We start from the raw sequence: 12,518 nt of genomic DNA, 5'->3' as shown, positions 1-12,518 counted from the left end.
ACGCCGCCCGCCTACCCGGAGGTGTACCTGCCCTGGCTCGCCCTGGTGCCGCGCGTCGGCCACGCCCTGGAACATCTCCTGGCCGCCGACGACCTGTTCGGGATCGACCGTCCGGCCGCCGCCCGCGCCGCACTGGAGGAGGTGGCCGCCCGGCCGCCCGCCGGCACCTGGGGCGACACCCACCGCCTCGCCCCCTGGCGGGCGCTGCCGCCCGAGCAGCCCGCCGACGAGCCCGGACTGTCCGGCGACCACGACTGCGTCCTGTGCACCTCCCCGGTGCCCGGTCTCACCGACCTCGCCGCGCGCGGGCCGGCCGCCCGCTACATCTGGGACCTGGCCCGCCGCGAGGACAGCCGCTGGGTGGTGCCGCTCGGCGCGTCCGGCGTCCCCGGCTCACCCCACCACCGCGACCAGCAGCCCCTCTGGGCCGCCGGAGACCTCGTCCCGGTCGTCACCGACTGGGCCCGGATGCACAAGGAGACCGATGTCTGACCCGTACGCCGCCCGCCCGGCCGTCCACGAGCAGGCCGTCGAGGGCTTCGGCCCGGTCCGGATCCTGCCGCTGGACCCGGCCGCCGACGCGCCGCTGCTGCACCGCTGGGTGAGCGGGGAACGCGCCTCCTTCTGGGGCATGAACGGCTTCACCGAGGACCAGGTCGCCGGGATCTACGCCCACATGGACACCCTCGACACCCACCACGCGTACCTCGTCCTCAAGGACGGCGTCCCGGCCGCCCTGCTGCAGACCTACGAACCCGGCGCCGACCGGGTCGGCGAGTGCTATCCCGTAGCACCCGGCGACATCGGCGTCCACCTGCTGCTCGCCCCCGCCGACGGACCGGGCACCCACGGCTGGACCGCCGCCCTGCTCAGCGCCGTCGCCGGGTACGTGCTGGAGGGGCTCGGCCGCACCCGGGTGGTGGTCGACCCGGACGTGGCCAACACCAAGGCGATCGCCCGTTTCCGCAGGGAGGGGTTCGTGCAGGGACCGACGGTCGTCCTCCCGGAGGTCGACCTGCCCGACGTGTACCTGCCGGAGAAGAAGGCCCGACTGGCCTTCCTCACGCGCGAGGCGGCCCTCGGCCGGTGACCCCGGCCAACGCGTCGGCCCCCTCTTTCGTCCCGAGGCCGGCCCCGAGCGGGACGGCGGTGCGGGAGCCCGGTGAGCAGACCGGGCCCGCCATCCGTACCTACTCCGGAGCCGGAAGGCCGGGAGGCGGTACGACGTGGAGCGACGGCGCAGTGAGTCGGTGGGCGGCGGGAGGGACCGGACCGTTCCCGGTGTCCGGGCGGGAGGCTCCGGCCCCCGGCGGCTGAGGGCGCTGATGCTGCTGGGAGGCGCCCTCATCCTGCTCCTCCTCGGCAGCGCCTCCCCGGCCGGCGCACACGCCGCCCTGCGCGGCTCCGACCCGGAGGACGGCAGCGTCGTCGAAACGGTGCCCGACCAGGTCACCCTGACCTTCACGGAGTCCGTCGCCCTGATGGACGACTCCTTCCGCGTCTACGGGCCCGACAACCGCCGCGTGCACGTCGAGGAACCCCGGCACGCGGACGGCAGGTCCGACACCGCCCTGGTCGACCTGCCGGACAAGCTGGCCGACGGCACGTACACGATCGCCTGGCGGGTGATCTCCGCCGACAGCCACCCGGCCTCCGGCGCCTTCACCTTCTCCATCGGCGAGCCCTCGCCCACCCCGCCCGCGGCCCCCACGGACCCGGGCGAGCACCCGGTCACCGCCAGCCTCTACAACACCGCCCGCTACCTCGCGTACGTCGCCGCCGTCCTGCTCGTCGGCGCGGCGGCGTTCGTGGCCCTGTGCCGTCCGACGGACACCGTGCCGCTGCGGCTGCCGCTGCTCACCGGCTGGTGGACCCTCCTCGTCTCCACCCTGGTGCTGCTGGTCCTGCGCGCGCCGTTCGAGTCGGCGGCGCCGCCGTCCGGCGTCCTCGACACCGCCGCCGTCAGCCGTGCGCTCAGCGGCCGCCCCGGCATCGCCCTGCTGGCCCGGCTCGCCCTCACCCTGGTGGCCGGGTTCGTCCTGCTCCGGCTCGCCCGGCGCCGGGAACCCGGCCGCACCCCCGCCGCGCACCTCGCGGTGGGCATCGTCCTGTCCGTCGGACTCGCCCTGACCTGGGCGGCGGCCGAGCACGCCTCCGCCGGGATCCAGGTGCCCGTGGCGATGACGTCGTCCGTCGTGCACCTGCTGGCGACGGCGTGCTGGCTCGGCGGCCTGGTGGCCCTCCTCGTCACCCTGTTCCGCGCGACGACCCCGCCGCCCACCGCCACCGTCATCCGCTTCTCCCGCCTGGCCTTCCTCTCGGTGGTCGTCCTCGCCGTCACCGGCGTCTACCAGTCCTGGCGCGGCCTCGGCTCCTGGGACGCGCTCACCGGCACCCCGTACGGGAAGATCCTGACCGCGAAGCTGGTCGCCGTGGCCCTGCTGCTGGCGGCGGCCGGGCTCTCGCGCCGCTGGACGGGCCGCCTGGCCCGGGCGCAGGCCCCGGCGGAGGAGGCGGTGACCGTCCCCGAGCGTGTGCCGGAGCTCGTGACCGCGGGCGGAGCGGGCGGCCCTGCCCTGGCCGCGGCGGCGTCCCCGAGCGGGGCGGACACCGCCCGCGCGACCGGGACCGCGGCGGACGGCGACCCGGAGAGCCGGGATCCCGCCACCGCCCCCACCCCGGACACCCACGACGAGCCGGAGTCCGCGGAAGCCCCGGAACCACCCACCGACGCCCCCGACGCCCCCGACGCCCCCGACTCCCCCGAGGACCTGCACCGGCGCGCCCTGCGCCTGTCGGTCCTCGTCGAGGTCGCCGTGGCCGTCGTCGTGCTGCTCGTCACCACGGTCCTGACCAGCACCCTCCCCGCCCGCGCGCAGGCCGAGGCGGCGGACGCCGGTGAGCCCCAGGTGGCCGGACTCCCGGCGGCCACGGCCGTCACCGTCCCCTACGACATCGGCGTCCCCGGCGGCAACGGCACGGTGCAGCTCACCCTGGACCCCGGCCGGGTGGGCGAGAACGGCGTCCAGGCGGTCACCTTCGGCCCCTCCGGAGCCCTCGCGATCGTCCCGGAGGTGCGCCTGTCCTTCACCCTCGAGGAGAAGGACATCGGTCCCATCGACGCACGCCTCACCGACCGCGGCGGCTACTGGGCCACCAGCGACCTGGTCCTCCCGCTGGAGGGCACCTGGACCATGAAGATCACCGTGCGGGTGTCGGAGGTGGACCAGGTGACCGAGACCCGGCGGATCCGGATCACCCGCTGACGGGCGCCCCGCCGAGCAGCCGGAGCATGTCCTGCGCCGCCCGCACGGCCGCGTCCCCGCAGCAGTTGTTGAACAGCACGTGCACCTGCTCGGCCCGCCCGGCGAGCCGCCGCAACCGCGGCACCCACCCGGCGAGTTCGTCCTCCCCGTACACGTGCCGGAACCGGTCCTCCTTGCTGCCCCTCCCCCAGGCCGTGCTGCGCCCGTGGAAGCGCACCACGGACAGCCGGGACGAGGTGACGGGCGCGACCGGCGGGATCGACGACGGCAGCGACTGCGCCATGTCGACGCCCACGGCCGCCGCCCCGCACCGTGTGAGCAGCGCCGACGTCCGGTCCGCGCGCTCCTCCTCCCACCAGGACGGATGCCGGAACTCCACGGCCACCGGCCACCCCCGCGCCCGCTCCGCGCACTCCTGGACGAACGCCTCACCGCGCGCCCCCGCCCGCACCCACGGCGGGAACTGGAACAGCACGGAGCCCAGCCGCCCGCCCCGCCGCAACGGCGCGATCCCCTCGGCGAACCGCGCCCACACCTCGTCCAGCACCCGCGGATCCCGCCCGTCCGGCGGCAGCCCGGGCGGCATCACCGCGCTGCGCGTGGGATGCCCGGTGAGCAGCGAGAACGCCTTGACGTCGAACACGAAGCCCGCCGGCGTCCGTTCCACCCATAAGCGGCTGTTCCGTTCCGAGGGCAGCGCGTAGTACGAGGCGTCGACCTCGACCACCGGGAACCGCTCCGCGTAGTACCGCAACCGCCCCTCGGCACTGCGCCGCCCCGCCGGATACCACCCGCTCCCCACCAGTGCCCGGTCGGTCCACGAACACGTCCCCACGAGAATCTCGCCCATGGGGCCCGGCTACCCCGGATCACCGCGGGCGGACATCCCGCCGCACGGCACCGGCTCCGGGCCCGCTACAGCCCGTCGCGTCCCGGGGTGCGCAGCGCCAGCAGGGCGACGTCGTCGTGGCCGGGCGGCTGGACACGGCGCAGGAGCTGGTCGGTGAGGGACGGCAGCGGCCGGTGGGCGAGGGCGGCCGCGTGCCGGCGCAGCCGGTGCATGCCCTCGTCGAGGGTGCGACCGGGCGCCTCCACCAGACCGTCGGTGTACAGCAGCAGCGTGCTGCCCGGCGGCAGCACCACGGTCGCGTCGGTGCGGGGCGTGCGCACACCCGTGCCGAGCAGGATGCCGTGACCGTCCGTCAGGTACTCGGCGAGGCCGTCACGGGTGACGAGGAGGGGCGGGGGATGGCCCGCGTTGGTCCAGGTCAGCCGCCACCGGCCGTCGTCGGTCTCGGTCAGCCGGGCGAAGACCAGGGTGGCCATGGTGACGTCGGTGATCGGCATGATGGCCGCGTCCAGGCGCTCCACGACCCGGCTGGGGGGCTCCTGCTGGGACCAGCCGTAGGCGCGGAGCATGTTGCGCAGCTGCGCCATGCCGGCGGCGGCCTCCAGGTCGTGGCCGACGACGTCGCCGATGGCGAGCGCCGTCGTGCCGTCCGAGAGGCTGAACACGTCGTACCAGTCGCCGCCGACCTGGGAGGCGTCCGGGGCGGGCAGGTAGCGCACGGTCAGCTGGAGGCCCGGCACCTGCGGCAGGTGGGGCAGCAGGTGGTTCTGCATCGTCTCGGCGACCTTGCGCTGGCGCTGGTAGAGACGCGCGTTGTCCAGGGCGAGACCGGCCCGGCGGGCGATGTCCTCCAGCAGGGGCAGGTCGGCCGCGGTGAAGGCGCCCCGCTTGGCCCGGCCGAGGGTGAGGGCACCCAGGACGGCCCGGGTGCTGCGCAGCGGGGCCATGACCGCGGAGTGGATGCCGGCCGTCTCGAACAGGCGCCGCTGCTCGACCATGATCCCGGAGTCCGGCTCGGTGCCCCGGTAGGTCTCGGCCCCGGCCAGCGCGGAGGCGACCCCGCGCAGTGCCCGCGACAGGGGCATCACCGACTCCTCCGGCACCGGGGGCATCGGCCCCTCCAGCTCCTCGTGACGCACCAGGGCGTCCCCGTCGGCCTGCACCACGACGGTGCGCCACACCTCGTCCCGCTCGGTGAGCAGGTCGACGACGGCCCAGTCCGCCAGCCGCGGCAGCACCAGCCCCACCAGCCGGCGCAGCGCCTCGTCGACGTCCAGGGTGGACGTCAGCTGGGTCGTGGTCTCCGCGAGCAGGGCGAGCCGCTCGAAGTCGGAGAGCGTCTCGGCGCTCCGCTCCCCGCCCCCGTCCGCGTCCTCCGCCGGGCCCGGCTGGTGGAAGACGACGAGCGTGCCGGACCCGGTGTCCCCGAGCGCGTACGGCGTGAGCACCCAGGAGACGCGCACCAGGGACCCGTCGCCCCGCTCGAAGTGCTCGTCGCGGCCCTGCGCCGGGGTCCCGCTGTGGAAGGACTGCCGCATGGCGCACTGCGTCGTGAGCAGCGGCTGCCCCTGCGGCCCGCGGTGCAGCAGATCATGGGCGTCCTGCCCGACGAGCTCGGCGGCGGGGCGGCCCAGCAGCAGTTCGGCGTGGCTGTTGACGGCGACGATGCACCCCAGCTCGTCCACCACATACGCCCCCGCCCCGATCGCCTCCAGCCCCGGCACGAGGTGGGGGAGGGCCACTGTCGCGGACTGCTCCTGCTCGGCCTGCGTCCTCTCCTGTCCCACCATTTCCTCGCCTTCCTGGCAGCGGGCACGTCCCCACGGCACGGTGACACGCGCACACGCCGGGTGCGCGCCTTCGTTGTCCGTATTCCCCGATGCGCCGGTTGTCGGCCGCGACACCGGTCACTCATTGCGGCGGACGGGCGCGCTGTGGGGGCGCGGGGCGGCAGGTACGAGCACGCGTGCGGGGCCTCACCGGACGGGTGAACCCGGCCTGGAGCCCGCGCGGTGCGGTGAGGGGGCGGAGGTGTCGCGGTGGCCATGGAGCGTGCCCGGACGGATGTCCCGAATCGGAGTGTCCGTGCAGCACTGCACTACCCGGAACACTGCTGGTGCTGCGCCGGGGCTTCCTCGGTGGCGCAGCCCTGCTCCTGGGTGCCTTCGCCGTGGCAGTCGTGCGGGAACGCCGTTCCGGCGCCGCCTACGGAGAAGTCGCGGACCTGATGGAACACGAGTGGTTCAGCGCGGGGAAGGTTTTCGTCACCGTCCTCGTGGGACTGGCCGGCTCCTGGGCCGCGGCCTGCGTCGGAGGAACCCGCAGCGGACTGTCCGAGTCCGTGCCGATCCTGTTCCCGTCGGGTCTCGCCGCCGCCTTCGTCGTCTGCCGCCGGGATGCCGTCGACGACCGGCATGCCCTGAGCGTGAAGATCGTGGCACTGGTGGCCGCACCGTTCGCGCTCGGCACCGTCATGACGAGCCGGTGGAGGAAGGTCGGCGCCGGCCCGTGCCATCGCGTCGACCGGCCCGCGCCTCAGGCCAGGACGGGCATCGTGGCCGGCAACGTCGAAGGGCCCCACCGCGAACGGTGGGGCCCTTCGACATCGTGCCCGGTGAGGCACTGGCGGAGGATACGAGATTCGAACTCGTGAGGGGTTGCCCCCAACACGCTTTCCAAATGTTCGCCTGGGTGTTCGGGAGTGATCAGGAACGTCCTGACCTGCGGCGGAGCGGGACTGAGGGTAGGCGGCGAACGGCGCTGGACGGGGGTGAATGCAACCAGAACTGCAACCATCGGAGCATGGGTTTCCCCGCTGGCCAGAGAGGTTGCAAGGCCGCTCTCGCGTATTAAGGCGCAAGGGGGCCTGGCCTTGGGCAGGTACGAGGACTGCGGCCGGGCCGTGGCCGCAGTCGAGATCATCCCCGTCGCACCCGGCGCTGCTCCAGCAGTCTCGCCAGCGCTTAGGTGCTCTCGTCCCCTATCAACCGATGGGCCCCCTTGCCCTGAATCCTTGATCATCTTCCGCGACATCCTGCTTTGTCAGTGCCGGGTGATACAGATGATTCGCGGGGGTTACCCCGCATGGACGAAAGGTGCGCGGTATGGCCGGTGAACGCCATGTTGATCACAAGATCCTGGCGGATTTCGCGGAAAATAGGGTGAACGTGCCTAGCGCGGAGGCGAAAGAGCGCCGCAGGCAGGTAAGGCATCTGCGGGAGCGGTTGGAGGCGTACATCGCCGACCACTCTGACTACAACCTCGTCAAGCTCCGGGCCTCGGGCAGCACGGCGAAGCACACGGCAATCCGGCGGCGCCGGGGCGAGGGCTCCGACGCGGACGTCGCAGCGTACGTGCGCGTGGCGGACACCGACGTGGACGAGGCGGGTCTCCTGGAGTGGCTGCGGGACCGGTGCATCGAGGTGTATGGGAAGACGAAGGTCGCGGAGGACTTTGTCATCTCCCAGCACGCGGTGGGCATCACCTTGCGGGGCTCCGGCCTGAAGATTGACGTGGCGCCGGTCCTCTACACCGGGGAGTCGGACGACAAGGGGCATCTGATTACCCGTCAGGGCGAGAAGGTGCTCACCTCGGTCACCTTGCACCTGAGGTTCATTGAGAAGCGCAAGCACCCGGACGCCGCAGGGCCCGGTTACACCGAGCTGATCCGGCTGCTCAAGGCGTGGATCCGTGAGGGCAAGCGGAACGACCCGGACCTGCGCTGCAAGAGCTTCCTTCTCGAACTGTTGGTCGCTCACCTGTGGGAGCACGGGTGGAACGGCGAGCTGCTGCAGGTGAACGACTACCCGCGCGCCATCGAGCAGGTCCTGGCCTACATCGCGGTCACCGGCCTGAAGACCCCGATCGTGTTCACGGACTACTACGAGGCAGATGCCGTCGCCTCGTCCTCGGACCCCATCCAGGTCTGGGACCCCGTCAATCCCGACAACAACGTTGCCTCCAGCTATACCGAGTACGACCGCCAGCGACTGGTCGACCACGCCAACACGGCACTCGAAGCCGTCGCATGGGCCGCTGGCGCACCGACCAAGGGCGAGGCGAACGACGCATGGCGCGAACTGTTCGGCCCGTCTTTCCAAGGAGCGTGACGATGACCGGGACGTACGCCAGATCGGCGTCCTTCACCATCACCGATGCCCGGTACGTCGGTGCGAAGGTCGGTGCCGACCTTCGTCTGCTCCACAACTACTACGGAAAGCCCAGCCTCGACGACATCGAAGAGTACGTCGAGGAGGTCGCTCTGCTGCTGCGCGACGGCTACCTGGACACGGTCGACTACGGGTTCCGGGATTCCGAGAGCAACGTGTGGAAACTGCGCCTGCGATACAAGGCGACCCTCGGCGGGCAGCTCACGGACGGTCGGCCGGGCAGCCTGCCCCGAGCGGCAGAGGTCAGTGGCCACAGCTTCTACAGCTACCTCACGTACAGCCAGAAATTCTTCGCCCTCACTGGCGCCGAGCAGACCAAGGTCAAGGAAGCCCTGCCGTTTCCCCGGAAGGGAGCCGCCGCGCCAAGCGCCCTTTCGGGTACCTCCACGGCCGGCCAGGGCTATGCCCGCAACGGCGCTGGTGTCACCCGCGACGTCTACGTCGCTTTCTGACCTCGATTCGAACAGCAGGAGGAAGACCGAGTGACCAGCCAGGATGACCTGTTCCACCCCGTAATCGAACTTCCCGAGGCTGTTCGCCGAGCCCGATACAACCGCCTGGTGGGCCTGGACAACATGAAGGCGCGCTTGCGGAAGGAAGCCGCCCTGCTGGCAGACCCGCGACTGCTGCAGGCGTGGGCCAGCAGGCACCACGGCGGCGACGTCGCCGCGCTCACGCTGTTCGCCGACCGCGCCCCTCTGTTCGTCTTCGCCGGTGACGTCGGCTCCGGCAAGTCCGCACTCGCCGAGTCGTTCGGCTGCGATCTCGCCGACCAGCTCGATCTGCCCGTCTTCCTCTACCGGCTCAAGCTCGCCACCCGCGGCAGCGGCCTGGTGGGCGAAATGACTGCCCTTATCGGCGACGCTTTCACCCACCTGCATGCCGAGGGGCGCCGCGCGCAGGGGCCTCGTGGGGCGAACTCGGTTCTGATCCTTGTCGTGGACGAGGCCGACGCCCTCGTTCAGTCCCGCGAGGCGCAACAGATGCACCACGAGGACCGGGCCGGAGTCGATGCCTTCCTTGCTGGAATCGACAGCCTTGCCAGCGCCAAGATCCCCGTCATCGTCGTGCTGTGCACCAACCGCGTCGGCGCCCTCGACCCAGCGGTCATGCGCCGCGCGGCTGCCACCTTCACCTTCACCCGTCCCGACGCACAGCAGCGCCACGCGGTCCTTGCCCAGGCCCTGGACGGTCTCGCCATTCGGCCCGAGACAATCGACAAACTAGTCGTGCTCACCGGCCCCAGCACCGACCGGCCCGGCTACACCTTCTCCGACCTCACCCAGCGCCTAGTCCCGGCCGCGGTCCTCCACGCCTTCCCCGAACACCCTGTCCGTGACGAGGACCTCCTCGCACTCGCCGAACAACTGGAGCCCAGCCCCGTTTTCACCGAGGAGCACTAATGGAGCCTCTGCCGGCCCCCAGCCCCACCAGCGTGAGGATCACCGGTGACCATTACCAATGGCTCATCGCATGGGAAGGCTGCCTGGCACTTCTGCGCGAAAACGCAGCCCGCTCCGAGAACCCTGTCGCCTCCGTCGGAGTAGAACTAGACGGCGCTGGCAACCTCGATGACGTCGTACTGCTCCGCCGCACGCCACCGCACACCTACACCCAGGTCAAGTACACGGTCGACAGCTCCACCCCTGTCAACGAGGAGTACCTGACCAAACCGAGTAAGAACGGCGGCCCATCCGTCCTGAAGAAGATTGCCAAGGCGTGGCAGAAGCTGACCGCAGACGGTATGCCCGCCGACCTGGCTCTTTTCACCAATCGAGCTCCAGACCCGGCCGATCCGCTCGTGGCCGTTCGCGACTCCCGCAGCCAGCTCCTCATGCCGAAGGCCGGTCTCCAAGGGCCTCGATCAGCGCTCGGTATCGCCCGTACTCAGTGGGCAGAGGCAGCTGATCTGAGCGAGGAGGAACTCCGCGAGCTTCTCTCCGTCCTACGCTTCGACCTGGCTCGGGACCAGATCCATGTCCAGGAACGCCTGCAGCTCCTCAAGGCCGTGGCTGGCCTGCGCCACGATCTGGAGGCGGTGACATGTGGAGCCGACTGGGTCGCCAAACAGGTCCGTGCAGGCCACCGCACTCTCACCCAGGACATGGTCAAGGCAGCCGTCGACACTCTCGGTCTCAGGGCTGGCCCCGCTCGAGCCGTCCTGTCGATCGCCACTCTCAAGCCGGACCCGCTGGCTGACGACGCCGACTACGCCATCGACTGGGTCGACCGTTTCGACGGACCCGACGACTTCACCAAGCGTCGCCCCTTGCCCCCTGCCACGTGGGCGCAGCTTCAAGCGGACATCGAGGCTGCCCCCGCCCGCCTCCCGCTAGGCACCTCCGCGATCTCCATTACCGGCAGTCTCCGCTTGGCCCCCACCTTCCTGACCGGCACCGCATTCCGCATGGTCACCGGCGCCGACCTCGCTGTCCTCCAACGTGGTCAGCTCTGGTCCACCAGCGACCCGTATGACGCTCCACAACCCCCGACCGTCCATGAGCACTCCCTGGATCAGGGCGATGAGCTCGCCGTCGCGATCGCGGTGGCCACAGACCCTACCGAAGACGTCGTGGAGTACCTGCGCGAACAGCAGACGCCTGTCTCCAAGCTCCTCGTCCTCACCCCGCCCGGCGGAGCAAAAGATCGCTCAATCCCCGACTCCGCAGCCGCTAACGCCCTGGCTATCGGCATCCGCGACGTCGTTCGCCGAGCCACCCGCACAACCCCGCGCATTCACCTCTTCATCGCGGGTCCAATGGGGCTCGCCCTCCTCCTCGGGCACCGCTGGAACCGGCTGCGACCGACTGTTGTCTACGAGGACGTCCGCACAGCACGGACGTACGAGCTGGCCTTCACTGTCCAGGCGTAACAACACACTTCGAGGCCATCCACGCGAGAGATGAGCTCTCGCGAGGAGATCAGCTGGCGTTCTCCTCGCCGTTCAGGTGTCGCGTGGCCAGGGGGAGCTCGTCCGGGTGCCGTGCCAGCCGTGCCATCACCCAGGTAGTGCTGCCTCTTCGCGGCCTCGCGTGCCCGAACGGCGTCTATATAGGCGGGCGACCTGCCGGGGTCTGGTTTGGGCAGGCCCCGGTCGGCGTGCTTGTCAGGGGCGGGCGCGTGTTAGGTGTTAGGAGTGAACCGTTCCGGGTTCGATCGAGACTCTAGGTTATGACTGTGACCTGGGGCTTCGTGGTTGCCCGGTAGTAGTTGGTCTCGTATTCGGCGGGTGGGATGTGCCCGATCTCACCGTGCAGTCGGCGGTGGCAGTACCAGTCGACCCATTCGGCGGTGGCCAGCTCGACCTCGGAGAGTGTCTTCCAGGGCCGACGGGGCTTGATCAACTCGGTTTTGAACAGGCCGATCGTGGACTCCATCAGGGCATTGTCGTAGGCGTCGCCGACCGATCCGATCGATGCGGCGATGCCTGCCCGGTCGAGGTGCTCGGCGAGCGCGAACGATGTGTACTGCGACCCGGCATCGGAGTGATGTATCAACTCGCCTTTTTGTAAGGGCGTTGGTCTCGGTCGCGTTGCCAGAGGGCCATCTCGAGGGCGTCCAGGACGAGCCGGGTCTCCTTCGAAGTGGCCGCGGACCAGCAGACGATGCGGCGGGAGAAAGTGTCCACGACGAAGGCGACGTAGACGACGCCGGCGAACGTGGTGACGTGGGTGAAGTCGGCAACCCAGCAGCGGTTCGGGGCCGGGGCGACGAAGTCACGGTCCACGAGGTCCGGGGCCCGCTGTGCGCTCACGTCGGGGATCGTGGTGATCACCTTCTTGCCGCGGACCGCTCCGGCGATGCCGAGCTCGCGCATGAGGCGTTCGACGGTGCAGCGGGCCACCGCGACATCCTGGCGGTTCAAGAGCCGCCAGATCTTCCGGGCGCCGTAGACACGGTAGTTGGCCTCGTACGCCTCCTGGATCAAGATCTTCAGTTCGGAGTCCCGAACGGTGCGGGCCGAGGGTGCCGTCAGGCGTTTGTGGTGGGCGTAGTACGTGGACGGGGCGATCTTGCAGTCGTGGTCGGTGAGGACCCGGCAGATCGGCTCGACTCCGCCGAAGCGGCCCTTGTGCTCGTCGATGAACGCTACGAGCGTGTGTGTGGCCGGTCGAGCTCGGCCGCGAAGAAAGACGCTGCGGCTTTGAGGATCTCGTTGGCCCGCTTCAGCTCGGCGTTCTCCTTCTTCAGGCGCTTCAGCTCGACGGACTCCTCCGTCGTGGTGCCCGGCCG

Annotated in this window: 12 protein-coding genes; 8 read left to right on the top strand and 4 right to left on the bottom strand. The window is 70.8% G+C overall.

Annotated elements, in window-relative coordinates:
- The 3 genes from G3I53_RS15885 to G3I53_RS15875 all read left to right on the top strand — a co-directional run.
- Positions 1–492: penicillin acylase family protein (locus G3I53_RS15885; RefSeq protein ID WP_164438467.1), on the top strand; the 492-nt coding region annotated here is incomplete at its 5' end.
- Entirely contained in the window at positions 485–1,090 is a 606-nt protein-coding gene (locus G3I53_RS15880; RefSeq protein WP_164333440.1) for a GNAT family N-acetyltransferase, read from the top strand. The genes G3I53_RS15885 and G3I53_RS15880, both read left to right, overlap by 8 nt.
- A gap of 235 nt (positions 1,091–1,325) precedes the next feature.
- Positions 1,326–3,266, top strand: a complete 1,941-nt coding sequence (locus G3I53_RS15875) for a copper resistance protein CopC (protein WP_164438466.1) — start codon at positions 1,326–1,328, stop codon at positions 3,264–3,266.
- On the opposite strand, the gene G3I53_RS15870 is transcribed toward G3I53_RS15875, so the two are convergent.
- A complete protein-coding gene (locus G3I53_RS15870; protein ID WP_164337836.1) occupies positions 3,256–4,116 on the bottom strand; it encodes a DUF72 domain-containing protein in 861 nt (286 codons plus the stop codon). The two genes, G3I53_RS15875 and G3I53_RS15870, sit on opposite strands and share 11 nt — an antisense overlap.
- A gap of 65 nt (positions 4,117–4,181) precedes the next feature.
- A complete protein-coding gene (locus tag G3I53_RS15865) occupies positions 4,182–5,906 on the bottom strand; it encodes a SpoIIE family protein phosphatase (RefSeq protein WP_164337837.1) in 1,725 nt (574 codons plus the stop codon).
- Between the two features lie 326 nt (positions 5,907–6,232).
- Here G3I53_RS15865 and G3I53_RS15860 point away from each other — a divergent pair, with 326 nt between their 5' ends.
- The 5 genes from G3I53_RS15860 to G3I53_RS15840 all read left to right on the top strand — a co-directional run bounded on the left by G3I53_RS15860 (position 6,233) and on the right by G3I53_RS15840 (position 11,157).
- Positions 6,233–6,769 (top strand): hypothetical protein, encoded by a 537-nt coding sequence (locus G3I53_RS15860; RefSeq protein ID WP_203592478.1) that lies wholly within the window; start codon positions 6,233–6,235, stop codon positions 6,767–6,769.
- Between the two features lie 451 nt (positions 6,770–7,220).
- Entirely contained in the window at positions 7,221–8,225 is a 1,005-nt protein-coding gene (locus G3I53_RS15855) for a CBASS oligonucleotide cyclase (protein ID WP_239063920.1), read from the top strand.
- Between the two features lie 2 nt (positions 8,226–8,227).
- The gene (locus tag G3I53_RS15850; RefSeq protein WP_164337838.1) at positions 8,228–8,737 is read left to right on the top strand and encodes a hypothetical protein; all 510 of its coding nucleotides are present in this window, start codon (positions 8,228–8,230) and stop codon (positions 8,735–8,737) included.
- A gap of 30 nt (positions 8,738–8,767) precedes the next feature.
- Entirely contained in the window at positions 8,768–9,688 is a 921-nt protein-coding gene (locus G3I53_RS15845) for an AAA family ATPase (protein WP_164337839.1), read from the top strand.
- 32 nt (positions 9,689–9,720) lie between these two features.
- A complete protein-coding gene (locus G3I53_RS15840) occupies positions 9,721–11,157 on the top strand; it encodes an SAVED domain-containing protein (RefSeq protein WP_343240627.1) in 1,437 nt (478 codons plus the stop codon).
- Positions 11,158–11,449: 292 nt separating this feature from the next.
- Here G3I53_RS15840 and G3I53_RS15835 read toward each other — a convergent pair whose 3' ends face one another.
- The gene (locus G3I53_RS15835; protein ID WP_164337841.1) at positions 11,450–11,782 is read right to left on the bottom strand and encodes an integrase core domain-containing protein; all 333 of its coding nucleotides are present in this window, start codon (positions 11,780–11,782) and stop codon (positions 11,450–11,452) included.
- Positions 11,779–12,369: an IS3 family transposase gene (locus G3I53_RS15830; protein ID WP_343240628.1), complete on the bottom strand. Its 591-nt coding sequence runs from the start codon at positions 12,367–12,369 to the stop codon at positions 11,779–11,781. Before G3I53_RS15830 ends, G3I53_RS15835 begins: the two co-directional genes overlap by 4 nt.
- Positions 12,370–12,518 lie beyond the last annotated feature (149 nt).

This window comes from Streptomyces sp. SID14436 (genome assembly GCF_010548465.1).
GTDB lineage: Bacteria > Actinomycetota > Actinomycetes > Streptomycetales > Streptomycetaceae > Streptomyces.
Note: the sequence above shows the minus strand (reverse complement) of the source record. Positions and strands in the feature narration are given on the sequence as shown.